This is a genomic window from Bacillus sp. UMB0728 (assembly GCF_002858875.1).
GTDB lineage: Bacteria > Bacillota > Bacilli > Bacillales > Cytobacillaceae > Bacillus_AB > Bacillus_AB infantis.
Genome location: NZ_PKLA01000003.1, coordinates 269,155 through 295,354, shown reverse-complemented (window position 1 = coordinate 295,354; position 26,200 = coordinate 269,155). Strand labels below are relative to the sequence as shown.

Here is a 26,200-nt window from a genome sequence, read left to right as displayed (position 1 = left end):
TGATGGGGAAATCATTTCATGCTTGTGCTACCTGCATCCATTTCCAGGCAGAAAGGGCCGGGGGAAAAATGGAGTACCGGTGCAGGCGGCTCGGCTTTGACACATTGCCATATTACCAGTTCAATTGCTGGGATCCAAAGGAAAATGTCAGGAAACTGATGGAGAAAAGGGAAGGGGGAAAAGAAAATGAAATGGGTGAAAGAACTGAATGAGGTGATAGAAGGGCTCGGCAGCGAAGACGTCAGGTTTTGTGATTGCCGGTTCAGTCTGGGGGAGCCGGAAAAAGGGGAAAAGGCCAATCTTGAAGAACATATCCCGGGCGCTGTTTATTTTCATTTGGAAAAGGACCTTTCCGGACAAGTGTCAAAGCATGGCGGAAGGCACCCCCTCCCGGATATGGATGATTTCAAGGGAAAACTTGAACAGGCGGGAATCTCCAATCATTCAACTGTCATTGCTTATGACGGCGGAGAAGGGGCGTTTGCTGCAAGATTATGGTGGCTGCTCAAATATGCCGGCCACGAAAACGTCTATGTCCTGAATGGCGGCTTCAAAGAATGGAAGAAGGAAGGACAGCCTGTGACAAAAGAAATTCCCCACATTGTGAGGAGTGAATATGCCTTAAGCCTAAATGCTGAGATACTGGCTGATACAGAAGAGGCAACAAAGGTTTCCGAGGCTGAAAGCAAGAAAACCTTAATAGATTCACGGGAGGCAAAACGCTATCTGGGAATAGAGGAGCCTATTGATAAAAAAGCTGGCCATATTCCCGGAGCAGTCAATTATCCATGGACAGACGGATTCGCTAGCGGAAAATACAGGAATGCGGAAGAACAAAGGAAAAGATTCAGCAGCATCAGACTGGAAGATCCTGTCATTGTTTATTGCGGTTCAGGCGTCACGGCCGCCCCGAATTTCATTGCTTTAAAGGAAGCAGGCTATGAAAATGTAAAGCTGTATGTCGGCAGCTTCAGCGACTGGATTTCCTATCCGGAGAATCCAGTAGCTCAGGCAGCTGGCAAATAAAAAGAAAATCCCTCAAAAAGGGATTTTTTTACTTTTTCGTATATTGTATAATTGAGAAGGTTCTGAAATTTTAATAGGGGGATCTTTTTTCATGAGCACAGGCTATACCATTACAAAAAAGAGAAAAACGGAAAAGAGCCAAATCTTTGTTTCATGTGCAATCATCTTGATTTTGTCGTCATGTTTTGTGCCGATTTTCATTCTGATACCACTGCAGGAGATCCTGTTTTCACCATCAGGCGAATGGTTCTTTGAACCCTTAAGGGCTGCTTATGGCGTTTTCATTGCCGGCCTGCTGCTGCTGGCAGCCATATGCATAACTGCAGCTGTACTGCTCAGCAAGCAGAGAATGACAGCAGGATTGAAAGGGTTATTGGCAGGCAGTGCTGTTATTGGTGTGCTGCTCATCCTGCTTAGTACAGACGGGTATCATTATGCAGACCAGAAGGGCATTACAATCGATCCTATTTTTTCGCTGAAGGAAAAAACATACACATGGGATGAAGTGGCAGCTGCGGAGCAGACAGCCAAACTATCAGGAGGAATAGCAACTGATGACAAATTCATTGTGACCTTTAAGGATGGAAAGAAATATTCCATGGTGCTGAATAACAATGTAGTCAAAGCAAGGGTTGCCATGCAGTATGTACTCAAAGAAAAGGGAATAGAAGTCATTAAAAAAGACCCGCAGGCAGAGTGATGGACCTGTAAACAGAAAGGCCTTTACAAGGCCTTTTTCCCGTTAAAGGAACCTAAATCTTTACAGGGAAGCCGTGTCTTCATCCATGTTATAATAGTGAAATATGAAGAGAAAAGGGGCTGTACATGATGAATGAAAATAAACCTTCCCTGCTGCTTGTTGATGGCATGGCACTGTTATTCAGGGCGTTCTTTGCAACTGCTGTCACCGGCCAGTTTATGATCAATTCAAAAGGGGTTCCGACTAATGCGATTCAGGGATTTCTGAAGCATTTTTTCACAGCCGTATCATCCTTTAAGCCAACACATGTGGCTGTTTGCTGGGATATGGGCAGCAAAACCTTCAGGACTGAAATGTTCAGCGGCTATAAAGCAAACCGCTCAGAAGCGCCAATCGAATTGCTTCCTCAGTTTGATCTGGTCAAAGAAGCTGTAGAAGCTATGGATATTCCCAATATCGGGCTGGCCGGGTTTGAAGCTGATGACTGCATCGGCACGATTGCGAGAAACCTTCAGCCGGAGGCCAGGGTTTCTATCCTGACGGGCGACCAGGATATTCTGCAGCTCCTTGACAAAGATATTTCGGTCATCCTGCTTAAAAAAGGGTTTGGCAATTATCTTGTCCATACAGCAGATACCTTTTATGAAGAAAAAGGGATTACGCCAAGGCAGATGATCGACCTCAAAGCTTTTATGGGAGATCCAAGCGATAACTATCCTGGGGTAAAAGGAATCGGCGAAAAAACAGCATTAAAGCTTTTGCAGCAGTTCGAACATGTGGATGGCGTTATCGAGAATCTGGACAAGCTCACAAAAGCGCAAAAAGCTAAAATTGAAGAGGGGCTTGAAATGCTCCATCTAAGCAGGCAGCTGGCAGAGATTAAATGCGATGTTCCAGTCCAATGTGTCCTGGATGATGCTGTTTATAAAATCAATCAGCAAAAGGCGATGGAAAAGTTCAGTGAACTGGAATTAAGGGGGCTGTACAGGCATCTCGAAAAGCTTGGGGAAAGCAAGAGCCTTGCCTGAGTTCTGCAGATATAAGATTGGAGGAGCTGCCACAGCTGCAGCTCCTTTTGCTGTTATTTCGTATTTTTCTTTTTTGCAGCATTCTCAAGCTTGCTTTTTGGCTCTTCAGCAAACTCGGCATCCTGTCCGTAGCCTTGGGGATTGACGCCAGGGGCTTTTTTCCCCCTGTTGGCATGGCCATTTTTACTCACGTGCATTCACCTCCGGAAAAGTGATGCAGCTGCTGATTATTGCACCTGCAGCTTTAGTATTTGCCAAACGAATATTTAAACCCCCTCATCTTCACAATATAAAATGAGGTGATGGCCATTGAATAAAGGAGTCATTGTAGCGCTGCTCAGCATCATCATTGCCCAGGGCATGAAAATACCTCTCCACTTTTTAAAGAAAAGGGAATGGAAGCCGGGTTTGTTTTTCCAGACAGGCGGGATGCCGAGCTCCCATTCAGCAGGCGTGTCCTCCCTGACTACATTTATCGCCCTGAAACGCGGGCTGCCGACAATTGATTTTGCTCTGTCTCTTGTATTCGGCTTGATTGTCATGTATGATGCGCAGGGAATTAGGAGGCAAACGGGCGAGCTGACCTTGAAGGTTAACTCTATGGAAGAGCTGATGGACAAAGTCCACAAAGATGAAGCAGTGGAATTCAGTGAAGAAAAACCGAAAAAGCTTAAAGAAATGCTCGGGCATCAGCCACAGGAAGTGCTTGGTGGCGCCCTGCTTGGAATCCTTACCGGTTCGGCAGGCTATCTGCTCTCAAATAAAGATAGAAAATTGTCGAAATTTAAGGTAAAATTTAGAAGATAGGATGACAAGATTCAGGGAGCTGCAGCATATTGAAAACCGTTGAAGAATATTTGACTCACCTTGAAAGCAAAGGCTTTCAATTCCGTGAAGACGCAAAAGGATTTGTATACTTTGGCAAGCAATATACGAATGCCTCGGATGAACTGGCAAATGCCGCTATCGAAATAACACTAAAAGCACAAAAAGCCTTTGACGGGAGCTTTTATGTGTCCCTGCTGGAAATGCTGATCGCCAATGGGATCACTACCCGCAAAGAAGCGCTCCATTTCATCAAACAAAAAGAGCTTTTGGCTATATAAGCCAGAGGGGAGGCCCGTGCCTCTCCTCTTTTTTATCCTGCAGTTTGAATTGGTGCAGCTGAAAAAGAAATATAGGCCCTGGCAAGTGCCAGGGCCTTATCGTCTCTTTACACAGCATTCAGCCGTGCTTTCTGCTGTTTTCTATATTAAGCGGATTTTTGCTCGCGCGCCACTTCCCTTTTTTCCTTCCTTGAAGGCAGCTCTGCATAGACCATTCCCGCAAAAATCAGCCCGCATCCAGCAAGGGCCGAAATCGTGAGGCGGTCCCCTGCCCAGAGATAGCCGGCTGCCGCTGCAAAGACAGGCTCCATTGCAAAGATAAGCGCCACTCTTGTGGGAGTGGTGAATTTCTGGAAAGCAGTCTGCGCCAAAAAGGCGAGAGCGGTAGCAAATATGGAAGTCACCAGCAAAGCCGTAACAACATTTCCTTCGAGGAGAATATCAGGATTCAGGGCTGACTGCCAATCCTCGAATAAAAGAGCAGAAACACTTGCAAGACCTGACACAGTCAATATTTGAACAACCGTCAAAAGCAGGGCCGGATGGTGTTTGCTGAATTTGCCGGTGAAAATGATATGAAGGGCAAATCCTGCAGCACAGACAAATGTCAGCATATCCCCTTTGTTCAGGGAAGATGCATCTGTCATGGCGAGCAGATAGAGGCCGGCCGCAGCAGCAGCCACTCCGATGACGCTGTTGGCGCCTGGCTTAATTTTCAGCAGAGCAAAGGCCAATAAAGGGACCATTACGACACTTAAGCCCGTAATAAAGCCTGCTTTTGAAGAAGTTGTATAAAGAAGGCCGGCTGTCTGGAAGGCATATCCTGCAAACAGCCAAAGGCCTATGAAGATGCCTGAGGATACCAGCTTCCAATTGAGGCGGGCCAGCTGTTCCCGTTTAAAAATAAAGAGCCACATGGCAAGGAGCATTCCGGCGATAAAAAAACGCACCGCATTGAAAGTGAATGGCTCCAGAAAAGAAATGGCATTCTGGACCAGCACAAAGGTCGCACCCCACACGAGTGCTACCAGAAGAAGGCAGATATCTGCCAAGGATCGGGACTGTGTCATTCAGCGGTCCCTTCTTTCCCATTGTCGCGGACCGCTTTCCTGGCCAGTTCATCCGCTGTTTTATTCTCACTGCTTGGAATCCATTTCATAAAGAAAAGGTCGAACTGCCTGGAGAGGCCCAGAGCTTTTTCCAGAAGACTGCTGTAAAGAGGGTTCTTGACGAATTCCTTCTCGACTGCTGCATTCACAAGCTGGGAATCTGTGCGAAAAGAAACGGTCCTGTAGCCACTTTGCAGGCAAATCTCCAGTGCGTGGATAAAAGCGTGATATTCTGCCTCATGATTGCTCATTTCACCGAGCGGTATGCTATGGCGTTCAACAGTGCCTCCAGCCTTGATGAAAATTCCGGCGCCGCTTGGTCCAGGGTTGCCGGCGCTTGCACCGTCAATATATACTTCGATCATCGCAAATCCTCCATTTAAAAGAATGAAACTTGCTTATCCCGCATGAGAACGGGTAACACTATATGTAAGTTTATCACAGAAACGGTTCTTTCTTATCACCGTGAATGCAAAAAAAGAGTGCCGAGGCACTCTCTTCATTCTATTGGTCGATGGATGTATTCGCCTTATTTGTTTTATGCATTTTCTTGGCAAGATAGCCAAAAGGCGTATCCAGGATGGCAACAAAGAACTTCAGCAGGTAAGTTGTAATGAATATCTGGATCCATTCATTGAAGGGAAAGACCCCTGCAAAAGCAATCCCGGTAAAAACAAGTGTATCAATAAACTGGCTGATGATCGTACTTCCGTTATTCCTGATCCAAAACTGATTGTCTTTGGGGAATTTCCTTTTCAGGAACTGAAAAATATAAACATCCAGGAATTGGCTTGCAAGATAAGCAGCAAGGCTTCCCAGCGCTATTTGCGGAAGAAACGAGAAAATCGTGCTTAATGCACCTTGTGCCATATCAATTTCATGCGGTTTGAAAAGCAGCACCATCTGCATGATCACTGTCATGGACAGAAGTGTCAAAAATCCAAGCCAGACCGCCTTTTTCGCTTCTTCTTTACCGTACTTTTCGTTCAGGATGTCCGTAACAAGGAAGGCGGTGCCATACATGGCATTTCCAAGTGTGGCAGTCATACCGAATATTTCAATTGTTTTTATAACCTGCAGATTGGCAAGTACAGTAGAAAGGCCAATCCAGACAAAAAGTCCGGTTTTGCCGAAAATGCGGTAAAATAATAGGACAAAAGCAAAATTAACTAAAGCAAAAATGAGGCCAAACCATTCGTTAAACATAAGATCCTCCTAGTTTTGATAGTGCGGGAAGTTGCGAACCGCCATATATTTAATTGTCCTTGACCATTATAGCGTGAATATAGAAGGAAAGACACATCTCAGGAGAAGTGAAAGTTTTAGCAATTTTGTGATACTTGTGCACGAACTGGAATAGGTTAAACAAATACTTGATACTGAAGCGAAAGGCGGATACTATGAAATACAAGTTAGAGTGGCTTTACAGGCTGAAAGGAACAGACGGAATCCGGTTCACCTCAGACTGGATGGACGGGGAAACTGCGCTTGAACTCGGCGGAGATCTCGAAAAGGGAGGAAAGGCCCTGGATCTTGAGTTTTTCGATGAGATGGGTACCGGCTGGTCACTGAAGGAAATGAGGAAGCTGCTGGCCGAAGTGGAAGCCGAGCCTCATGACATAACCGTGTACTTTGACGGCGGATTCAATAAAGATACCTATCAGGCAGGACTGGGAGCAGTCATTTATTATAAGCAGGGAAAAAAGAAGTTCCGCATCCGGGCAAATGAAAGAATCAGCGAAATGGAAACCAATAACGAAGCGGAATATGCTGCCATGCATTATGCTGTTACACTGCTGGAAGAAATGGGAGCTCATCATATGACATGCCGCTTCCTGGGTGATTCACAGGTCGTGCTTAAGCAGCTTGAAGGAGAATGGCCCTGTTATGAAGAGAGTTTGAACAGATGGCTTGACCGGATAGAAGAGAAAATAAAAAAACTTGGCCTTGAGCCGAAATATGAGCCTATACCGAGGTCCGAGAATAAAGAAGCGGATAAGCTGGCCAGCCAGGCGCTGGAAGGAAAGCTGATCAACAGCAGAATGCAGATTATATAAAAGCTGGAATATTGTTTTCTGAAGAGGAAAGGAAGGACAGAGTTGGAACGAAAGGATATCTATAAAGAAACAGAAGAGCTTATGGAACAGTACTGCAAAGGCTGCTTTCTCCACAAGTATCACAAAGAAGAAAAAGGGAAGAGGTTCGCTCACCGATTTTGCATTACTCAATGCACAATCGGGGAAAAAATAAAAAAATGCGGCAGCAGACTGTCTTAGAAACAGTCTGCTGCCGCTTTCATTTACCTATGTAAAAAAGGCTGGCAAAATGCCAGCCTTTTTTAATTGGTCTCCAATGGGCCAATATCTATAAGTGCTGATTAAAGTTTTACAACATTAGCTGCTTGAGGTCCGCGGTTTCCTTCAACGATTTCAAAAGAAACTTCCTGGCCTTCTTCCAAAGATTTGAAGCCGTCGCCTTGGATAGCAGTGAAGTGAACGAACACATCGTCTCCGCCTTCAACTTCAATAAAACCAAAACCTTTTTCGTTATTGAACCATTTAACTTTGCCGTTTTGCATGTGAACTTTTCCTCCTAAGCCTTTCAAGACACAGATTGTGTCGAAATAAATATTATCACTAGCAGAATAATTAACTAGTTCTGGAAAACTCAAAAATTATTCTGTTAAATGATGTCTATAATATACACGAAGGAAAATTTCCAGTCAAGGAATAATGCAGAATTTTTACAAAAATCTCTTAAATTTTTTGAATCTTTTGTATTTATGAAAAAAAGGACAAAAAATGATAGGTGGCGTTTCCTGTTTTTGTTAAAATTAAAGCTATAAAATAATTCTGGAGGCAGGGTGAGATGGTGAAAACCTTTAAGGAACCCGGCAGGGAGAAGCCTTTATCTTCAGCAGAAATCGATCGGCTCCTTTTCCAGCTGAAAAGAGACAGGCCAGGACCTCCTGCGTTTGCTTCAGGCTCCATAAGCGATGGAGGAGGCGGGAAGGATACTGCCGGGCTGATCGATCATGCGGTGGGGCAGGTGGAGGATATATTCGCTGGAGCAAGACTAGGGAAGGGTGTTGGAATAACTGCAATCAAAAAAGATATATTGCCTGCCATCCGGACACTTGCGGATATTCCCGGAGTGTCCCATGTTTTCCATCAGCTCGACCGAAAAGACAGATATACCTCGAGCCATGCCGTATGTGTCAGTATGATAGCCGGGATGATCGGACGCTGGCTTGGCATTGGCGGAGCACTGATGGAGGATTTGCTTCTTGGATCCATCCTTCACGATATCGGTAAAATTAAGATTCCGGATGAAATTCTATCAAAACCCGGAAAACTTACTCTATCAGAATATGAAGAAATGAAACTTCATTCTGTTTATGGATATGAAATGGTCAGGGATTTGGATGCTGTAAGCCCGAAAGCAGCCCTTATTGTTCTGCAGCATCATGAAAGAGAAGACGGAAGGGGATATCCGCTGGGCCTGAAAGGAAGGGAAATAGAGCATTTAGCAAAAATTACAGCCATTGCAGACGTTTTTCATGCCATGTCGTCTGCCCGCATTTACCATGAGGCCCTGCCATTTTACCAGGTCATGCGCAAGATGAAGGATGGCGCTTTCGGTTCATTTGAACCTGGTTTTATGCTTATTTTTATCCAAAACCTGATGAACAGCCTGGCCGGTTCTAGGGTCAGGATGACAGACCAGTCAGAGGGCAGGATCCTGATGATTCACCCATATGATCCTTTATCCGCACTTGTGCAGACAGAAGACCGCCTCATTGACTTAAGATACAGCAGGGGGCTGCAAATCGAACGGATATTATGAATAGGAGAGATTGCTTGTCATTTTCAGCCCTTTTTCTCATAAATTATAAAACAGCCGGCTGCATCCTGAATAAAGTGCAGCCTGCTGAAAAACAAAGAAAAAGGTGAGAAGATGTTCAGGTTCTTGATAGGGAATGAGGAATGGATATTAAGATTTTCCCCGAATATCGAGCTGGATCCTGAAATCAAACAGGCTATCTTCAGTTCGCTCATACAGCTGGGCAAAACTTTTGTGCAAAGTTCTCACGGCGATTCCTTTTCTATCATAGATGAACAAATCGGCATGATCATTTTTACTCTCGAGAAAATTCCGTCCCTGATCCTTACTGTATCACATGTGATTCCAAAAGAAAGATGGTATACCCAGTGCAATCTGTCTATAAAGCCATATCAACCCTAAACCGGCGCAGCCGGTTTATTTTTTTTTATTAAATAGATTGACATATCTTACACTGAGGTTAAAATGTTTACCAAGGGAAACTTTTATGTTTTAGTTAAAAATTTATAGTCCTGTTTAAAAAGTGTGCACATCGCTAAAAGAGGTGCATACAATTTAGGACTGAGGATGAAGAAAAACAGAAGGAAGAGGTGTCGGGATTGAAAAAATGGATGATGTTAGCTTTTGCTTTTAGTCTGATTGTGCTGGGGGGATGCTCCGGGAAGACCGCTGAAAGTGAAGGGGATGGAAAGAAGCTTTATATCACCACAACGATCGGGCAGATAGCCGATGCTGTGAAAATAATAGCGGGGGATAAGGCGGAAGTGCACAGTTTGATGGGGCCGGGCACAGACCCCCATCTTTATAAAGCAACACAGGGTGATATGGAGAAGCTTCAGGAAGCGGATATCATTTTTTACAGCGGTCTGCACCTGGAGGGAAAGATGCTTGATATCTTTGAGAAAATGAATGAACAGAAACCCACATACGCCATAGCTGAATCTATAGAACCAGAGAAGCTTTTGGCTGCAGACGGCAGCAAAGCCTATGATCCCCACGTATGGTTCGATATCGATCTATGGAAAACCGCTCTCAAAAAGGCAGAAGAAGGACTGATTAAGGCAGATCCTGATAATGAACAATACTACCGGGAAAATGCAGATGCCTATTTTGCAGAAATGGATGAATTAAAACGATTTGCGGAAAAGGAAATGGCAGGGATTCCGGAAGAACAGCGTGTGCTGGTTACAGCCCATGATGCTTTTGGCTATTTCGGAAGAGCATACGATATGGAAGTGATGGGCCTTCAGGGATTGAGCACTGATGCCGAATACGGACTCGGCGATGTTCAGGCCCTTGTCGATACACTGGTCACGCGTAATATAAAGGCAGTTTTCGTTGAATCGAGCATCTCGGAAAGATCCATCAACGCGGTCATAGAAGGAGCAAAGGAAAAAGGCCATACCGTTTCTATCGGAGGAGAGCTGTTCTCTGACGCAATGGGAGAGGAAGGGACAGAGGAAGGAACTTATCTGGGGATGTATAGGCATAATGTCGATACCATCGCGAAAGCGCTGAAATAGGAGGAAAGGCCATGAATCCAGTAGAAATAAAAAATCTGACAGTCGCATATCAGAAGAAGCCGGTCCTGAGCGATGTAAGCTTTTCGGTCGGGGAAGGAAGCCTGGTAGGAATAATCGGGCCGAATGGAGCCGGAAAATCTACGCTTATTAAAGCCATACTGGGGCTGATTCCGAGAGCTTCGGGGGAGATAAAGGTATACGGCAGAGAATACCGGCCCAAAGACAGGCTCGTTGGGTATGTGCCGCAAAGGGGTACTGTAGACTGGGATTTCCCGACGAATGCGCTTGATGTTGTCCTTATGGGGCGATACGGCCATGTCGGCTGGTTCAAGCGTCCCAAAAGAGCCGATGTGGAAGCAGCAAGGGAATGCCTGCGCAAAGTAGGCATGGAAGCTTTTCAGCACAGGCAGATCAGCCAGCTGTCAGGAGGACAGCAGCAGAGGGTCTTCCTTGCAAGGGCACTTGCACAGGATGCAAGCGTCTATTTCATGGATGAACCATTTGTCGGGGTGGATGCCGCTACAGAAAGGGCAATCATCAGCCTGCTGAATGAATTGAAGGCCCAGGGGAAAACGGTGCTGGTTGTGCATCACGACCTGCAGACTGTAAAAGAATATTTTGATTCTGTCATCCTGCTCAATATGAGAACCATAGCCCACGGTCCGGCAGATAAAACATTTACAATGGAAAACCTGCACAAGACATATGGCGGCAAGCTGGCCTTCCTGGAAAAGGGCCAAGTGATGGTCGAGCAAAAGTGAGGTGTCTTATATGAATGAACTATTGCAAATGCTGGGCAACGCGAATACACAGTGGGTCCTGTTTGGAACAATGCTGCTGGGTGCAGCAAGCGGAGTGCTTGGAAGCATAGCCCTTCTGAGAAAGCAAAGCCTGATCGGGGATGCTGTTGCACATGCAGCATTGCCGGGGATATGCATTGCTTTTATGCTCACAGGTCAAAAATCTCTGCCTGCCCTCCTTATCGGAGCAGCAATTACCGGTCTGCTTGCCGCCTATTGTATCCAATTCATCACTTCCAGCTCAATTCTAAAAGAGGATAGCGCGATTTGCCTGGTATTGTCTGTATTTTTCGGATTCGGGATTGTCCTGCTGACAAAGATATCCCAATCGCCTGCAGGCAACAAGAGCGGGCTGGATGACTTTATCTTCGGGCAGGCTGCTTCCATGGTAGGGAGCGATGTAAAGCTGATGGCAGGTGCCTCTGCCGTTCTCATCGTGGTGACTTTGCTGTTCTTTAAAGAGCTGAAGGTCCTGACCTTCGATCCTGATTTTGCGAGGGGGCTCGGACTTCCTGCCGGCTGGCTGAACTTTATGTTTCTTACCCTTCTGGCTGGCACTGTTGTCATCGGTATCCAGGCGGTAGGCGTAATCCTTATGGCTGCAATGCTGATCACACCAAGCGTTGCTGCAAGGTATTGGACAGAGTCACTTGGGAAAATGGTCATCATTTCAGGAGGATTCGGGGCCTTATCAGGAATGGCCGGAACCCTTCTGAGCACGCTGGGGCAGGGGCTTGCAACTGGGCCGTTCATTGTTGTTACGGCTACTGGCTTATTTCTGTTCTCTGTCCTGGCTGCCCCGCAGAGAGGACTGCTGACAAAGCTGGCCAAAAGAATCGTCTTTAACAGGAAGACGAAGAGGAGCCAGGTGCTTAGGGCAATGTACAAACTGACAGAATCTGCTTACAGGGAGACAGGGAAGGAACAAATGATCATAGCTGAAAGCAGGATCTCCGATGAGCTCGCTTTCTCAAAATCACATACCATGAGGCTGATGAGCGACCTGTACAAGGAGCACTTAATTGCAAAAGATCCAGGAGGATGGATGCTCACGGACAAAGGCGTTCTCGAAGGTTATATCCTGACGCTGAAAGGACGCATAAATGAACTTTGCCTAATGCACAGTGAAGAATTTAATGAGGACCAGAGGGAAGCGCTGGCTGAAAAGCTGATGGTAAAACCGTCAGATCCGCTTGCCAAAAGAGCGGAGAAACTGCTCTGGCAATATAATATGATGCCGGTCCTTTCACCTTTTCCCCTTCCAGAAAGGAGAGAGAATCTATGAGCTATGAATTATGGATTTTGGCAGTAGGATCACTGGCCGGAATCACCTGTGCCATCACCGGATGCTTCCTGATATTGCGGAAGCTGTCCATGCTTGCCGATGCCATCAGCCATACCGTGCTCCTTGGAATCGTCCTTGCTTTTCTGATCAGCCAGAGCATGAACGGATTTTACATGCTCCTTGGAGCAGCAGCAACAGGTCTGGCAACGGCCTTCCTTGTCCAGACCTTTAACAGCAGCGGCGTTCAGGAGGATGCTTCAATCGGCGTAGTGTTCACCTTCCTGTTTGCTGTAGGAGTAATCCTGGTCTCGCTTTTTGCTGAAAATGTCCACCTGGATGTCGACCATGCATTGATGGGGGAGATTGCTTTTGTCCCTTGGGATGTCGTCCGGATTGGAATGCTTCCAGAAGTCCCGAAAGCCTTTCTGATGCTTGGGGGTGTCCTGCTGTTTAATCTGCTGCTGATTGGATTATTCTACAAGGAATTCAAAATTACATCTTTTGATCCCCAGATGGCAGCAGCGATAGGGATTCCGGTTCTGTTCATCCATTACCTGCTCATGGGAATGGTTTCGATTACAACTGTAGCTTCTTTTGACAGCGTCGGGGCAGTCCTTGTCGTTGCTATGCTGATTGCACCGGGAGCATCAGCATACCTGCTGACAGACAGGCTTGGGACCATGCTTATCTATAGTGCATTGATCGGAGCGGCTGCCGCTGTCGGCGGATATTTCGCTGCAAGCTGGCTGAATGCCTCGATATCCGGAAGCATGGCAGCTGCCAATGGAATACTATTTGCCCTTGTTTTCCTGTTTTCGCCTACTAAAGGGTATATAATGAAAAAACGGAACAGCATGCGGGTCCGTACAGCAGAATGATCATACTCTCTAGTCTTTTGGTTTGCAGGGAGCTTTAAAGAGAGAAAGTTTAATAGTATAATAGAAGAAGCGCCGGGAATGGCGCTTTTTTCTGCTGCCTCAAGCCATATGTACATCAGCAGCTACCCTCAAGCCATCCATCTCCCATAGAACCCCCCATTTATTCAATTCTGAAAAAAGTGCATGATCCCAATCTGACAGGAGCTAAAGGGTGCCTGAACAGCCTGGAATCATGTATAATCTTTTTTTTCGGGCCCTGCTGCCATTGAGGTTAGCAGTAAAATAATCAAGTCGGACTTGCGCAGTCCCGAGCAAGGAGAATGAATATGAAACTGATTATTGCAGAGAAGCCTGATCAGGGAATGAAGCTTGCCGCCCCATTTTCATTCAAGAAAAAAGAAGGCTATCTGGAAATCGCTCCGAACCAACTGTTCCCTGATGGTGCTTTCATGACTTGGGCCATTGGCCATTTATGTGAACTGGTTCCTCCCGAGGAATATGATTCTAAATGGAAAAAGTGGTCACTGAGCACTCTGCCGATACTTCCGGAGCAATTTAAGCACCGTGTATCCAAGTCAAAGTGGAAGCAATTCAAAGTCATCAAAGAACTGGTCCACCATAAAGAAGTCAATGAAATCATCATTGCCGGTGATGCAGAAAGAGAAGGGGAAGCCATTATCCGAGTCATTCTGACTCAGTGCGGCAGCAGAAAGCCGATGAAGCGGCTATGGATTTCATCGCTCACCGCCAAATCTGTAACAAATGGCTTTGCCAATCTCCTTGATGAGTCTAAGACAAGAAATATTTATTATGAGGCGCTCAGCAGGGCATGTGCCGACTGGCTTGTCGGTATGAATGCTTCGAGGGCATACACCCTGCTGCTCCAGCAAAAAGGGATCCAGGATGTGTTTTCTACCGGAAGGGTCCAGACCCCGACCCTTGCACTGATTGTAAAAAGAGAAAAAGAAATCGAGAATTTTAAGTCAGAGCCTTTCTGGGAAGTCATGGCTACTTTCAATATGGAAGGAAAGACATATAAAGGGAAATGGCATAAAGATGGGAATTCCCGTCTCGATAATGAAGGGATGGCCAGGAAAATCCAGCAGTTTGCAGAAGGAAAGAACGCCAGGATTGAATCAATCGATAAAGACAGGAAGGAATTCCTGCCTCCTTATTTATTCAATCTCTCGTCCCTGCAGGCTGAAGCAAACAAACTTTACAAATATTCCCCGCAAAAAACATTGGAAATCGCCCAAAAGCTTTATGTGAAAGGAATTATTTCGTACCCTCGCTCTGACTCAAGCTTTGTCACGAAAGAGGAGGCGGCGGCATTTCCTGAAACACTGGAAAAGCTTTCGAAAATGGATGCTTTTAAAGCTTTTTTCCCGCTTCCTGTTTCATCCATACTGGATAATAAAAGATTTGTGAATGAAAAGAAAGTGACAGACCACTATGCCATCATTCCTACAGAACAGGCAGCCGACCCGGCTAAAATGGGTGCCGATGAAGCAAGGATTTATGAGCTGATTGTAAAAAGGCTGATTGCCGCCCATTATGAAAAAGCCATCTTCGATTATACAACCATCCATACATTGGCGGATGAGAGAGCTGCTTTCCTGTCAAAAGGGAAGGAAATGATTCAGGAAGGCTGGAGGAAGGTCCTGTTCAGCAACAAGAAGAGTGCTGCTAAAGATGAAGATGAGCAGGATCTCCCGTCCCTCGAATCCGGCGAAAGAGGGATTGTACAGGATACAGAGGTTAAAGAGAGCAAGACGCAGCCGCCTAAGCGGTATACCGAGGGGCAGCTTATCACCCTGATGAAAACTGCCGGGAAGCATTTGGAGGATTCTGATCTGGTCAAAGTGATGAATCAGACTGAAGGGCTTGGCACTGAAGCTACGCGTGCCGGGATCATTGGCATTCTTAAGGACCGGATGTATATTGATGTCCGCAAGAACCAGGTGTATGCGACGAACAAGGGAAAGCTTTTGATCGATTCAATCGGCGAAAGTGTGCTTGGATCCCCTGAAATGACCGCCAAATGGGAGCAGCGCCTGAATGAAATCGGTGAGGGGGCAGCATCGCCAAAAGAATTTATGGAGCAGGCGAAGAAGCTGTCAATCAAATTAATCAATGATGCGACAGAACAGAGTTCCCGGTGGAGCTTTGATGGATATGACCTGGAGGAATTCAAGGATAGAAGGCCGGGGAAAAAAGGCAAAAGGGGCGGTGCGGGCACGAAGGTCGGCAAATGTAAGCTGTGCGGCGGCGATGTTGTTGACAAAGGGACTTTTTATGGCTGTGCGAATTATAAAGCCTCTGACTGCCGTTTCACCATATCCAAAAAAGTGCTTGGGAAGACCATAAGCCAGGCAAATGTCCGCAAGCTTTTGAAAGATGGGCAGACAGATCTTATCAAAGGGTTCAAAAAAGGCGAAAAGGAATTTCAGGCCAGGCTAGAATGGGGAGAAGGCAGGCTTAACTTCGTCTTTGAAAACAGCATAAAGCAGCAATAAATGCAGGGGAGGGGCACAAGCTTCTCCCTGGTGTTTCGCTTGCCTGACTTGTTTGTCCTCCCCATCTATAGTAAAATTTTTATTGGACAATTTTTACGGGGCTGCATGGTGGAGCTTTCTGTTTGCAGGAAAGCAATGGGCCGGTGACGATTATTTAACAGGACACAGCAGTAAAGCTGAAACCGGATGTGTATTTCTGTCCGGCAAGAAGCTGGTTTTAATACTTAGGAGGTTATCGGATGCCTACTCCAAGCATGGAAGATTATATAGAACAAATATACATACTGATAGAAGATAAAGGTTATGCACGTGTATCCGATATCGCCGAAGCTTTGTCAGTCCATCCTTCTTCAGTTACTAAGATGGTGCAGAAGCTGGATAAAGACGAATATCTTGTTTATGAAAAATACAGAGGGCTGATCCTGACTCCAAAAGGCAAAAAGATCGGCAAAAGGCTTGTATACCGCCATGAACTTCTCGAACAGCTGTTAAGGATCATCGGCGTGAAGGAAGAGAATATTTATGAAGATGTGGAAGGCATAGAGCATCATTTAAGCTGGGATGCGATTGACCGGGTGGGTGACCTAGTCCAGTTCTTTGAAGAAGATCAGGGGAGAGTGGATTCTCTCCGCGAAATCGCCAGGAAAAATGAGCAGACTGAAGGATGAAGACAGAATAAAAAGCGGTAAGGCGTTAAAGGATGCCTTGCCGCTATTTATTATCACATTTTTAAAAGGGATCGAAGGGGTGGTGGTAATAAAGAACTGCCATTTAATTATTTGAGCCCTGTTGATCTTCGTTCCAGGCACGTAGACTCCTGCGGGATTGCAGCGGCAGAGCTGAGACCCCGCAGGAGGTACGGAGGCTCAGCGCCGCCCCGCGGAAAGCGAAGTGCCTGGAACGCAAATCAACAGACTACATTTGAAAGGCATACTTCATGAAACTTTCTTATTTCTTGTGCCAAAGGCATAGATGAATACGAATATTTCTTAATTTTACCTTAACGGTTATTAAGCCTCGTTTATACCCTTACCCAAAGCTCGGAAAATCCTCTAACAGATTCACCGTGTTAACATTGTTTTCCATCAGGCTGTGTTCCGCCTCTGCAAGCTCGATGAGTCCTTCTTCTGCTTCCATCATTGCTTTTCTGAACGATATGATCCGCCCTCCCGAGGTCTGGAAAGACATAATCTCTCCCAGGTGGTTTCTTTGGACAGCAATTAATTTTTCCGGCTGCATGTAAAGCCCCTCCTTTAATTTCCTTAGTACAAAGGATTACCAGCTGCCCTTATAGAAATACAAGAATGAAACTTTTTTAGAATATATCCGTAATAAAAGTGAGGGATCATCAGGATGGAATTTAATTGGGCCTCTGAAGCAGAAAGGCTTTGGGATGAGAAATCCGGCTCATGGAGCCGGCAGAGCAGGGAAATGTGGGAATCAGGCAGCCGGAAGGAAATTGCAGGCTTCTTCAATCAGCATGTCCCTGCAGGTTCTGCAGTCTGTGACCTTGGATGCGGAGATGGCTTTGGCACACTGAAACTCGCAAATGCCGGCTATAAAGTAACAGGGGCAGATGTTTCAGAGGAAATGATACATAAAGCCATTAAGGTGAATGAAGGAAATGATGCAAGATTTATTAAATCTGATATTGCATCTTTGGATGTTCCTGATCATGCCTTTGATGCAGTGCTTGCGATCAATTCCCTTGAGTGGACTGAGAGCCCACTTGCAGTCCTCAGGGAAATGCAGAGGGTGGTCAGGCCGGGAGGATTTGGATGCGTCGGCATTTTAGGCCCCACTGCGAAGCCGCGGGAAAACAGCTATGAAAGGCTTTACGGCAAGAAAGCTGTCTGCAATACAATGATGCCATGGGAGTTCGAAAGGCTAGCTGCTGAAAACGGATGGAGCAGGACAGCCGGGTTCGGTGTTTATAAAAGGAGTGCAGAACTGATTTCCAAAGGCTCCTTAACAGAAGAATTGCAGCAGGCATTATCGTTTATGTGGGTATTCATGATCAAAAATGATAAATAAGAGGAGGTAGTAGGGATGAGCAGATATTCAATCGAAGAATTCGTCAGCCAGACAAAACAGCAGGATAAAGGAGAAGGCCTGTTTGAGCTTGAAACACCAAGGATGCTTGAGATCAACCTGACAAATCAGATCTGGGCAAAAACCGGTGCCATGGTTTCCTACAGGGGAAACATAAAGTTTGAAAGAGAAGGGATCCTGGAGCACGGTCTCGGGAAAATGTTCAAAAAGGCGCTGACAGGGGAAGGGACGTCACTGATGAAAGCGACAGGGAATGGCAAACTCTATCTGGCAGACCAGGGGAAAAAGATATCAATCCTTAACCTTGGCGGTGAAGCGATTTTTGTGAACGGAAATGACTTGCTGGCATTCGAACCCGGCATCAGCTGGGATATCAAGCTGATGAAAAGGATCGCCGGCATGATGGCAGGCGGGCTCTTCAATGTCCGCCTTGAAGGGCGCGGCATGGTCGCCATCACTTCCCATTATGAGCCGCTGACACTGCTGGTCACACCGGATAATCCAGTGTACACAGATCCAAATGCTACAGTAGCCTGGTCAGGCAGCCTTCAGCCGGAGTTTGTGACTGATATATCCTTTAAGACCTTCCTTGGAAGAGGAAGCGGGGAATCAATCCAAATGAAATTCTCGGGCAACGGTTTTGTTGTAGTGCAGCCGTTTGAGGAAGTCTACTATAGCCAGCAAAGCTGATTGAATGGATGAAATGAAATGGCTGCCTCTAAGAGTGCAGCCATTTTGCCATTCTTTCAGAAGACAGGGCGTTACCATTCATATGGAGTTTCCTGGTATACATAATAGTTCAGCCAGTTTGAAAAAAGCAGATGCGCGTGAGACCTCCATCTGTTCTTTGGAGGCAGCATAGGGTTGTCTTCAGGGAAATAGTGCAATGGCAGGTCTGGCACAAGCCCCCTTGCTTTGTCCCTTTCATACTCATCAGCCAGTGTGAGTGCCTCATATTCCAGATGGCCGGTGACCATAATTCTTCTGCCGTCCTTTGAACTGATGATGAATGCGCCGGCCTCTTCTGATAAAGACAGAAGCTTCAGGGAAGGATGCTCGTTTATTTTTGCAATCGAAACGTCTGTATTCCTTGAATGAGGAGCAAGGAAATGGTCATCAAATCCTCTCAGCAGCTTTATGGAAGGGTCGCAAACGGTATGGGCGTATACCCCGGAGCATTTCCGCGAAAGGATCTCCTTGCCGATCCCATAATAATGATAAAGCGCAGCCTGGGCGCCCCAGCAAATATGCATGCTGGAGGTCACATTCTCTTTCGCCCAATCCATGATCCCAGTCAGTTCTTCCCAATAATCGACTTCCTCGAAATCCAGCATTTCAATCGGAGCCCCGGTTATGATCATCCCATCGAATTTATGATGCCTGATCTCTTGAAAAGTGGTATAAAACTGCTCAAGATGCAGTTCACTTGTATTTTTTGATTCATGTGTCGCTGTTTTAAGGAACGAAATATTTACCTGGAGCGGTGTGTTGCCAAGAAGCCTCAAAAGCTGTGCTTCTGTTTTTTCTTTTTCAGGCATGAGATTCAGGATGATGATATTAAGCGGACGGATGTCCTGCTGCCTTGCCCGGCTGTCATCCATGACAAAGATATTTTCTTTCTCCAGGATCTCACGGGCAGGCAGCAGAGGCGGAATACAAATGGGCACGGGCCTTCCTCCTTGTTTGAATATTCAATTATCTAATTATAAAAGCAAACGGCATGATCAGGCAATGCCGGGCAAAAGATTCATTATTTAAAATTCTATCACTTATTATTGGACGCGGTGGTACAATATAGAAGGAAACTTTGCATATTTCGGGGGGACAAGAATGAACGTGAAACCAAAGGTAAAGTCAGATATCGAAATCGCACAGGAATCAGAACTGAAACCGATCAAAGAAATTGCAGCCGGAATCGGGCTGGAAGAAGATGATTTAGAGCTTTACGGGAAGCACAAGGCCAAGCTCTCATATGAGGCCATGAAAAAGCTGCAGACAAAAGAGTCTGGAAAAGTCATTCTGGTTACAGCCATCAATCCAACTCCTGCAGGAGAAGGGAAGTCTACAGTGACTGTCGGTCTTGGTGATGCCCTGACAAGACTCGGGAAGAAAACCGTGATAGCGATGCGTGAACCTTCACTTGGCCCAACGATGGGAATCAAAGGGGGCGCCACCGGCGGCGGATATGCACAGGTACTGCCTATGGAGGATATCAATCTTCATTTCACGGGGGACCTGCATGCTATTACTTCAGCAAATAATGCGCTCTCTGCCTTGATTGATAACCATCTGCAGCAGGGAAATGAACTGGGTATCGACCAGCGGAGGATTGTCTGGAAGCGGGCAGTCGATCTGAATGACCGGGCCCTGAGAAAGGTGATCGTCGGTCTTGGCGGCCCTATGCAGGGAGTGCCAAGGGAAGATGGGTTTGATATTACGGTGGCCTCGGAAATCATGGCCGTTTTATGTCTGGCATCCGATCTGGCAGATTTGAAGCTGAGGCTTTCCAGGATGGTCATCGCCTATAATGATCAAAAGGAACCTGTAACAGCCGGAGATTTAGGTGCAGAAGGCGCGCTTGCCCTGCTTTTAAAGGATGCTATTAAGCCGAATCTGGTCCAGACGATTGAACATACACCAGCTTTGGTGCATGGAGGGCCATTTGCCAATATCGCCCATGGCTGCAACAGCGCTGCCGCGACAACAGCTGCCTCAAAGCTGGCCGATTATGTGGTTACAGAGGCCGGGTTCGGTGCAGATCTTGGAGCAGAGAAATTCCTTCATATTAAAACAAGAAATGCTGACATCCAGCCTGAAGCAGTGGTGATCGTGGCCACAATCAGGGCGCTTAAGATGCATGGCGGAGTAAAGAAAACAGATCTTGCAGAGGAAAATGCCGCTGCATTGGCAGAAGGATTCGCCAATCTGAAGAAGCACGCTGAAACGATTAAGAGCTTTGGCCTTCCGTTCACTGTTGCCATAAATAAATTTGTAACTGATACAGATCTGGAAGTGAGCACACTGCTTGGACTCTGCGAGAAAGAAGGCTTCCCTGCTGCCCTTACAGAAGTATGGGAAAAAGGCGGGGAAGGCGGACTTGCATTGGCAGAAACTGTCCTGAAGCTTATTGATAAAAAGGAAAGCAGTTTTGCTCCGTTATACAGCCTGTCAGATCCGCTTGAAGAGAAAATCAGGACTATCGTCCAGAAAGTATACGGGGGAGCCGATGTAGAATTTGCGGGCAAAGCTAAAAAGCAGCTTGCTGATTTTGAGACCTTTGGCTGGGGAAGCCTTCCGGTGTGCATGGCCAAAACTCAGTATTCGCTGTCAGATGACCCTGTAAAGCTGGGCAGGCCTGAAGGATTCACTGTGACAGTCCGCGAGCTGAAGCCTTCCATCGGGGCAGGTTTCATCGTAGCCCTTACAGGAGATGTCATGACAATGCCGGGGCTTCCGAAATCGCCTGCTGCTTTGAAAATGGATGTGGATGAGAACGGAAATGCTGTTGGTCTATTTTAAAAGGGGTGTTCAGCTTGTTTGACCCTACTGCGTATGAAAATATGAAGATCGTCATGGAAGGCCTTCTGTATGATAAGGACCTTGCCGGTCAAATCAGCATAATTGACCGCAACGAGCTGATTAATACCGCCAAGCTTTCGAGGACATTTGAAATCACTTTTCAGGACAGGGAATCTGTCAAAGCTTCATGCACCTTCATCATGCAAGCGGCGCTCGAAAATCTGGCGGCTGAGCTGCATCCCGCCCTCCTGTCTGAAAAGCTCTCAGGCTGCATGATCAGCATCCGATTTTCCTTCAGCCAAAAGAATGAGCCGGAACAGACAGCCGGGATCGACAGGCTCATGAAGGCCATTTGGGGAGAAAATAGAAGCATCACCCAAACAGTTTCCTATGATCCATTACGCAAGCCGGACACTGTGCAGAATATAACGGAAATCACTTTTGGCAGACTCATTTATGAAGACCAGATTGATGATCTTGCCCTTCTGTCCGATCATATGGCCGAATGCCTGAGGAAGCTTGAGGATGTGCTTTTTTAACCAAGAGTTTAAACTGGCATTATAGACTGATCGTGATTACGATAATAGCAGGAGGTGCGATGATGTCTATATATCAATTTAATGCAATGAAAGCAGATGGCTCGGATGTCCCGCTAAGGGAGTTTGAGGGGGATGTGCTCCTCATTGTCAATACAGCCAGCAAATGCGGCTTTACACCACAGTTCAAGGAGCTGCAGGAAATCTATGAACAGCTCCACAGGGAAGGTCTTGAAATTCTCGGATTCCCCTGCAATCAATTCATGAATCAGGATCCGGGCAGCAACGAAGAAATCCAGCAGTTCTGCCAGCTGAACTATGGGGTGTCCTTCCCTATGTTCGCGAAGGTGGATGTGAACGGGAAAAATGCCGACCCTATTTTTCAATATTTAACAGAAGAAGCGCCTGGCATGCTTGGCATGAAGGCTGTCAAATGGAATTTCACCAAATTCCTTGTGAACAAAAAAGGAGAAGTCGTCAAGCGGTATTCTCCCAATACAAATCCCAAAGAAATCCTCGGCGATATTAAAGAAGAATTGGCAAGATAATGCATCCGGTCCTAAACTGGATGTAACAAAAGGCTCTGCTTTGGCAGGGCCTTTTTGCCTGCCAATTTTTCTGTTTTAAAAATTTAGAATTGTCTTTACTTTGATTCTTTAACCTAATACGATAAGAATGGGCGTGCCAAAATGTTCCACCAAGGGGGAACAAGGCAAATAACTGCCCTGATCGAAGGAGGAAATAAAGATGGACAAAGCAGGAAAAATACAAATTCAATGCACCGATAAGATGGAAGGCACGTAGTTAAGAATCGAGGAGGAAGAGACATGGAAAAAGTGATGAATAAGATACAGGTGGTCCCCTACCAGCCTGGATTGGCGGATGCAGTTGCAAAAATGTGGAATATGAGCCGCGATAGCTGGGGCGGCGACAACCGGGTGATGACAGGGGAGCAAGTGAAGACGAAAGAGGAAAACTCGGATAATATCGAACTGTATATCGCCCTGGATGGGGAAGAGGTCGTAGGCTATTGCGGACTTTCAGAATATAAGGAAGATGAAGGTGCGCTTTATATTCCTCTCCTGAATGTGCGGCCTGATTATCATGGCAGAAAAATCGGCAAGCTCCTTGTTCTTGAGGCACTTGGAAAGACTGTGGAGCTCGGGTGGCCGCGTCTGGACCTGTATACTTGGCCAGGCAATACGAAGGCTGTGCCATTGTATAAAAAATGCGGATTCTTTTGGGAAGACAGAGACGGATAGAAACACACATAAAATTCACAGTATTATTTTAAAAAAGGGGCTATTTTGTTTTAACCCACTCGTCTAACTGTTCAGCGTTTTTCATCATACAGAGAATAGTTAAAGCTTCTTCAATATCATCATTCTCTAGTGTTTGCTGCAGATCCATTAACATTTCATTCATCTTTTCTTGTCTGGACACGAATCTCACATCCTTAGTAGTTTCATTTTCTTTACCAACTAGATAAATACAGGCTTTAAAAAGTTGATATAATAGGATTCCTAATTTTTAGTTGTTCCATTTTCTTTACCAACGAATTAACTCCAAATGCTTATGTATCAAGGGTTTTAACCACTATGACGGTTTCTATATCTCTACTTATTCTAACTATATTAACTATATTAACTTATATTATATTAATTAATAGTATATGTATCCTTAGAGTATTGATTAACTAATTCCTCTTCTAATTGACTTAGAAAATTATCAGTATCAATTTCTAAATCCTCCACAGGCTCATCATTCTCTTCATTGTTTACATTCTTCCATGTATCAGTAAATAGTTGATTTAACTCTTTAAATTTACCTTTGAGTTTTGTATCCATCATTTTACCTTTGTAGAATATATAGGGAGTGACCATATATCTCTTGGCATTATTAACTGTGTCATGCTGCTTTTCAAATATTAACTTCTTCTCAATTAAACCTTTGAGTAATCTGGAAACAGTAGGCTTTGACATTCCGCTAATCGCTACAATATCCTTTTGAGTACAGTTAGATCCGTCAGGATTCCTTAACGTATTATCCTCGTATTGAGTTAATTTTAATGCTAAAAATACCATAAATCCTAACTCCTGAAAGTTAATCACACCGTTATCAAATAGCATCTCCAACTCTTTCTCATATAACTTAATAAAGCGAGCCTTAGAGGATTTCCATTGTGACTTAGACATATCTTTTACATAAAGATTAATAGCAACTTTTTCTACATCTTCAACAGGTATTCCATATTTATCTGACATCTCATTCATTTCATCTTTAACTCTTGCAATTATTATTTCATGAACCATTCTGGCTAATTGGGACTTATCGTACATCATCTTCTATTACATCTCCTAAACATATAATATAATTTATTTAATTAATTGTTATTAAGGTAATTCTTTAATTCTCTAAATGCAGATATAAATTTCTTCAATTCATCATTCTTGTTGTATTCTCTTACAGCATCATGTAACGCATCAGTTTTGGTGAAATAGATAGTTACACCTCGTTCAATTTTCCTTTTACCTACTGGACTGAATCCTTTAGCCATTAGAAATGAAGCCAAGTTTAATGACTGTGTGTAATATAACTCTTGCATGTAAAACACTCCTTATCGATTTAATATTTGAAGATATTAATCTTCATTCAAATCACCAATATTGATGAGTTGTAGAAAATTAATAAATGGATTGTTCAAACGCTACTCCTGAACAATCTCCCAAGGAACTTTCGTTAGAAAGTGGGTGCGGGACACCGATCTTCAACAATCATCTTCAATAAAATAAAAAGGAGAAGCCCACAACAGACTCCTCCAACTTGCATATCTAATTAATTTACCTTATACTGAAGTTCATCATTTGTAACAATTTACGAAGGGAAGGGGTTATCCTTTCCCTTTATTTGTACAGTTCAGCAGCTTTGGCTAGTAATGCTTTGGATGGCGTCTCATATTTAATGTAACCGTCCATTTTAGTCAACCAACAACCTCCGCCTAGGTCATACTGTCCACCGTAATCGTTTCTGTAACCATATACTCGATATTGAGAAGGAGGCTGAAGGATCTTTACAACTTCCAGCTTTCCATTCTCTCCATCACGCCAGAGGTTAATTGGTTTCAGTATGGTTACTCGACCAATTTGCCCTTTCCTATATTCAACATCTCCCCACATTAGTTTATCTTGTTTTGGAGGAGCAGGTTTAACTGCAGCAACTTTCTTCAGTTTCAAATCACCGTACTCAGCAACAGCTTTTGCAACACCAATTCCAGCATTCCTAAGTACGTTGTCATCCCTGAGCTTAACTATATCTATAGTGGAATCCATATAGCACCCTTCCAATAGTACAGAAGGCATTCTAGTCTCTCTGCAAATATGTAGATTTGCTTTCTTAACTCCTCTGTCACGAAGACCATAAGCCTTGACCATTTCAGGGTGAATAAGGCTGGCTAATTTCTCACTCTTAGGATTTGATCCTGTATAAACGAATGTCTCTGTTCCAGTCCAATTACCCCATTTTCCAGTGTTGGCATTATGATGTACTGAAATATAGATGTCAGCTCCCCAAGCATTTGCTATATTTGTACGAGTTGAGAGGGATACATCTGTTCTACCTGTAGCATCATCCATACGTCTAACTTCTACATTTTCATACTTATTAATTTCAGCCATAAACGCACGTACAACTTTATCATTAAAATTCCATTCGTATTCATTGTCAGGAGTTCTTTTGCCCGGAGTCGAATTGTTACCACCATGACCAGCACATATAGCAATTTTCATATTGGAACACTCCTTATCATATTTAGTTAATTCGTATTGCTCAATGACTCTTATAATTTTGGCTACGTACAGTGGATCAGTTGCATAACCTGCATTTTTAATTATGTTTATAGCATTTCTATAATCCTTTTCACCAACTACAGCACTATAGAGAAACTTATTCCAACTTACTCCGTTGACATACTTATTAGCTAAATCTCTGAAGCTTTCATACCAAGAGGGATACTTTCTAAATTTAGTAGTAATGGAGTAGGGGATATGTTCACCGTTTTCTAATTTATACTCAGTTGTTTTGGCTTCAATAGATTGACCGTTATACTCACCTTTGATGCCAAAGAGATTCTTACCTTCAACAGCGAGTACACTTCTTCCCATACTTGACTCAAGGACTGCCTGAGCCATCATTACTGATGCTAATACATTACTTTCTTTGCTTACTTTCATTGCATATGGAGCTATTTCATTAATAAAATCCAATTCAATCACATCCTAAG

Annotated in this window: 32 protein-coding genes and 1 pseudogene; 22 read left to right on the top strand and 11 right to left on the bottom strand. The window is 44.8% G+C overall.

Annotation, left to right across the window (positions count from 1 at the left end; translation table 11 throughout):
• The first annotated feature begins 2 nt into the window (after positions 1-2).
• From CYJ37_RS12500 to CYJ37_RS12485, 4 genes are all read left to right on the top strand, one after another.
• On the top strand, positions 3-212 hold the full coding sequence (locus tag CYJ37_RS12500; RefSeq protein WP_022544112.1) for a hypothetical protein: 210 nt from the start codon (positions 3-5) through the stop codon (positions 210-212).
• Entirely contained in the window at positions 187-1,026 is an 840-nt protein-coding gene (locus tag CYJ37_RS12495) for a sulfurtransferase (RefSeq protein WP_101550139.1), read from the top strand. The genes CYJ37_RS12500 and CYJ37_RS12495 overlap by 26 nt, the downstream gene beginning before the upstream one ends.
• Before the next feature lie 91 nt (positions 1,027-1,117).
• Positions 1,118-1,726 (top strand): hypothetical protein, encoded by a 609-nt coding sequence (locus CYJ37_RS12490; RefSeq protein WP_009791203.1) that lies wholly within the window; start codon positions 1,118-1,120, stop codon positions 1,724-1,726.
• 128 nt (positions 1,727-1,854) lie between these two features.
• Positions 1,855-2,754 (top strand): 5'-3' exonuclease, encoded by a 900-nt coding sequence (locus CYJ37_RS12485; RefSeq protein WP_101550579.1) that lies wholly within the window; start codon positions 1,855-1,857, stop codon positions 2,752-2,754.
• 53 nt (positions 2,755-2,807) lie between these two features.
• Here the strand turns inward: CYJ37_RS12485 and sspL are convergent, their stop codons facing one another.
• Positions 2,808-2,945, bottom strand: coding sequence for a small, acid-soluble spore protein L (gene sspL / locus CYJ37_RS12480; RefSeq protein WP_022544111.1), 138 nt, complete (start codon positions 2,943-2,945; stop codon positions 2,808-2,810).
• A gap of 118 nt (positions 2,946-3,063) precedes the next feature.
• On the opposite strand from sspL, the gene CYJ37_RS12475 reads away from it, so the two are divergent.
• Positions 3,064-3,561, top strand: a complete 498-nt coding sequence (locus CYJ37_RS12475) for a divergent PAP2 family protein (RefSeq protein WP_101550138.1) — start codon at positions 3,064-3,066, stop codon at positions 3,559-3,561.
• A gap of 29 nt (positions 3,562-3,590) precedes the next feature.
• Positions 3,591-3,860: a DUF6123 family protein gene (locus CYJ37_RS12470; protein WP_101550137.1), complete on the top strand. Its 270-nt coding sequence runs from the start codon at positions 3,591-3,593 to the stop codon at positions 3,858-3,860.
• 146 nt (positions 3,861-4,006) lie between these two features.
• On the opposite strand, the gene CYJ37_RS12465 is transcribed toward CYJ37_RS12470, so the two are convergent.
• The 3 genes from CYJ37_RS12465 to CYJ37_RS12455 all read right to left on the bottom strand — a co-directional run bounded on the left by CYJ37_RS12465 (position 4,007) and on the right by CYJ37_RS12455 (position 6,175).
• Entirely contained in the window at positions 4,007-4,930 is a 924-nt protein-coding gene (locus tag CYJ37_RS12465) for a DMT family transporter (RefSeq protein WP_101550136.1), read from the bottom strand.
• Complete coding sequence (locus tag CYJ37_RS12460) at positions 4,927-5,334, bottom strand: reverse transcriptase-like protein (RefSeq protein WP_094767189.1); 408 nt, start codon at positions 5,332-5,334, stop codon at positions 4,927-4,929. Before CYJ37_RS12460 ends, CYJ37_RS12465 begins: the two co-directional genes overlap by 4 nt.
• 139 nt (positions 5,335-5,473) lie before the next feature.
• Positions 5,474-6,175, bottom strand: a complete 702-nt coding sequence (locus CYJ37_RS12455) for a queuosine precursor transporter (RefSeq protein WP_101550135.1) — start codon at positions 6,173-6,175, stop codon at positions 5,474-5,476.
• A 194-nt stretch (positions 6,176-6,369) separates the two neighbouring features.
• Between CYJ37_RS12455 and CYJ37_RS12450 the strand changes: the two genes are divergently transcribed.
• Positions 6,370-7,026, top strand: a complete 657-nt coding sequence (locus CYJ37_RS12450) for a ribonuclease H family protein (RefSeq protein WP_022544110.1) — start codon at positions 6,370-6,372, stop codon at positions 7,024-7,026.
• A 42-nt stretch (positions 7,027-7,068) separates the two neighbouring features.
• The gene (locus CYJ37_RS12445; RefSeq protein WP_009791750.1) at positions 7,069-7,245 is read left to right on the top strand and encodes a zinc-finger domain-containing protein; all 177 of its coding nucleotides are present in this window, start codon (positions 7,069-7,071) and stop codon (positions 7,243-7,245) included.
• A gap of 101 nt (positions 7,246-7,346) precedes the next feature.
• Here CYJ37_RS12445 and cspD read toward each other — a convergent pair whose 3' ends face one another.
• A complete protein-coding gene (gene cspD / locus CYJ37_RS12440; protein WP_009791749.1) occupies positions 7,347-7,547 on the bottom strand; it encodes a cold-shock protein CspD in 201 nt (66 codons plus the stop codon).
• A 290-nt stretch (positions 7,548-7,837) separates the two neighbouring features.
• Between cspD and CYJ37_RS12435 the strand changes: the two genes are divergently transcribed.
• The 8 genes from CYJ37_RS12435 (at position 7,838) to mntR (ending at position 16,482) form a co-directional block, all read left to right on the top strand.
• The gene (locus tag CYJ37_RS12435) at positions 7,838-8,815 is read left to right on the top strand and encodes an HD-GYP domain-containing protein (protein ID WP_101550134.1); all 978 of its coding nucleotides are present in this window, start codon (positions 7,838-7,840) and stop codon (positions 8,813-8,815) included.
• Positions 8,816-8,926: 111 nt separating this feature from the next.
• On the top strand, positions 8,927-9,214 hold the full coding sequence (locus tag CYJ37_RS12430) for a hypothetical protein (protein ID WP_009791745.1): 288 nt from the start codon (positions 8,927-8,929) through the stop codon (positions 9,212-9,214).
• A 197-nt stretch (positions 9,215-9,411) separates the two neighbouring features.
• Positions 9,412-10,335, top strand: a complete 924-nt coding sequence (locus CYJ37_RS12425) for a metal ABC transporter solute-binding protein, Zn/Mn family (RefSeq protein ID WP_101550133.1) — start codon at positions 9,412-9,414, stop codon at positions 10,333-10,335.
• 11 nt (positions 10,336-10,346) lie between these two features.
• Complete coding sequence (locus CYJ37_RS12420) at positions 10,347-11,096, top strand: metal ABC transporter ATP-binding protein (RefSeq protein ID WP_009791617.1); 750 nt, start codon at positions 10,347-10,349, stop codon at positions 11,094-11,096.
• Positions 11,097-11,106: 10 nt separating this feature from the next.
• Positions 11,107-12,420 carry a metal ABC transporter permease gene (locus CYJ37_RS12415; RefSeq protein WP_180827349.1) on the top strand — a complete coding sequence of 438 codons (1,314 nt, stop codon included), beginning with the start codon at positions 11,107-11,109 and terminating at the stop codon, positions 12,418-12,420.
• Positions 12,417-13,298, top strand: a complete 882-nt coding sequence (locus CYJ37_RS12410; protein ID WP_101550132.1) for a metal ABC transporter permease — start codon at positions 12,417-12,419, stop codon at positions 13,296-13,298. The genes CYJ37_RS12415 and CYJ37_RS12410 overlap by 4 nt, the downstream gene beginning before the upstream one ends.
• Positions 13,299-13,624: 326 nt before the next feature.
• On the top strand, positions 13,625-15,814 hold the full coding sequence (locus tag CYJ37_RS12405) for a DNA topoisomerase III (protein ID WP_101550131.1): 2,190 nt from the start codon (positions 13,625-13,627) through the stop codon (positions 15,812-15,814).
• 239 nt (positions 15,815-16,053) lie between these two features.
• Positions 16,054-16,482, top strand: a complete 429-nt coding sequence (gene mntR, locus CYJ37_RS12400) for a transcriptional regulator MntR (RefSeq protein WP_009791612.1) — start codon at positions 16,054-16,056, stop codon at positions 16,480-16,482.
• A 361-nt stretch (positions 16,483-16,843) separates the two neighbouring features.
• Here the strand turns inward: mntR and CYJ37_RS12395 are convergent, their stop codons facing one another.
• Complete coding sequence (locus CYJ37_RS12395) at positions 16,844-17,053, bottom strand: manganese transport transcriptional regulator (RefSeq protein WP_009791610.1); 210 nt, start codon at positions 17,051-17,053, stop codon at positions 16,844-16,846.
• A 114-nt stretch (positions 17,054-17,167) separates the two neighbouring features.
• Between CYJ37_RS12395 and CYJ37_RS12390 the strand changes: the two genes are divergently transcribed.
• Entirely contained in the window at positions 17,168-17,848 is a 681-nt protein-coding gene (locus CYJ37_RS12390) for a class I SAM-dependent methyltransferase (RefSeq protein ID WP_009791609.1), read from the top strand.
• A 15-nt stretch (positions 17,849-17,863) separates the two neighbouring features.
• Positions 17,864-18,556: an AIM24 family protein gene (locus CYJ37_RS12385; protein WP_009791608.1), complete on the top strand. Its 693-nt coding sequence runs from the start codon at positions 17,864-17,866 to the stop codon at positions 18,554-18,556.
• 71 nt (positions 18,557-18,627) lie between these two features.
• Here the strand turns inward: CYJ37_RS12385 and metA are convergent, their stop codons facing one another.
• Complete coding sequence (metA, locus tag CYJ37_RS12380; protein WP_009791607.1) at positions 18,628-19,533, bottom strand: homoserine O-acetyltransferase MetA; 906 nt, start codon at positions 19,531-19,533, stop codon at positions 18,628-18,630.
• 163 nt (positions 19,534-19,696) lie between these two features.
• Here metA and CYJ37_RS12375 point away from each other — a divergent pair, with 163 nt between their 5' ends.
• From CYJ37_RS12375 to CYJ37_RS12360, 4 genes and pseudogenes are all read left to right on the top strand, one after another.
• Entirely contained in the window at positions 19,697-21,385 is a 1,689-nt protein-coding gene (locus CYJ37_RS12375; protein WP_101550130.1) for a formate--tetrahydrofolate ligase, read from the top strand.
• A 14-nt stretch (positions 21,386-21,399) separates the two neighbouring features.
• Positions 21,400-21,924: a hypothetical protein gene (locus tag CYJ37_RS12370; protein WP_022544105.1), complete on the top strand. Its 525-nt coding sequence runs from the start codon at positions 21,400-21,402 to the stop codon at positions 21,922-21,924.
• A 62-nt stretch (positions 21,925-21,986) separates the two neighbouring features.
• A complete protein-coding gene (locus CYJ37_RS12365; protein ID WP_022544104.1) occupies positions 21,987-22,469 on the top strand; it encodes a glutathione peroxidase in 483 nt (160 codons plus the stop codon).
• A gap of 291 nt (positions 22,470-22,760) precedes the next feature.
• Positions 22,761-23,177, top strand: a pseudogene (locus tag CYJ37_RS12360) (GNAT family N-acetyltransferase); the annotation flags it as partial.
• A 46-nt stretch (positions 23,178-23,223) separates the two neighbouring features.
• On the opposite strand, the gene CYJ37_RS27265 reads toward CYJ37_RS12360, so the two are convergent.
• From CYJ37_RS27265 to CYJ37_RS12345, 4 genes are all read right to left on the bottom strand, one after another.
• Positions 23,224-23,364 carry a hypothetical protein gene (locus CYJ37_RS27265; protein WP_180827348.1) on the bottom strand — a complete coding sequence of 47 codons (141 nt, stop codon included), beginning with the start codon at positions 23,362-23,364 and terminating at the stop codon, positions 23,224-23,226.
• Positions 23,365-23,579: 215 nt separating this feature from the next.
• A complete protein-coding gene (locus CYJ37_RS12355) occupies positions 23,580-24,263 on the bottom strand; it encodes a MarR family transcriptional regulator (RefSeq protein ID WP_101550128.1) in 684 nt (227 codons plus the stop codon).
• Positions 24,264-24,304: 41 nt separating this feature from the next.
• Positions 24,305-24,526, bottom strand: a complete 222-nt coding sequence (locus CYJ37_RS12350) for a DUF5659 domain-containing protein (RefSeq protein ID WP_101550127.1) — start codon at positions 24,524-24,526, stop codon at positions 24,305-24,307.
• 298 nt (positions 24,527-24,824) lie between these two features.
• A complete protein-coding gene (locus tag CYJ37_RS12345) occupies positions 24,825-26,183 on the bottom strand; it encodes an N-acetylmuramoyl-L-alanine amidase (protein WP_101550126.1) in 1,359 nt (452 codons plus the stop codon).
• Positions 26,184-26,200 lie beyond the last annotated feature (17 nt).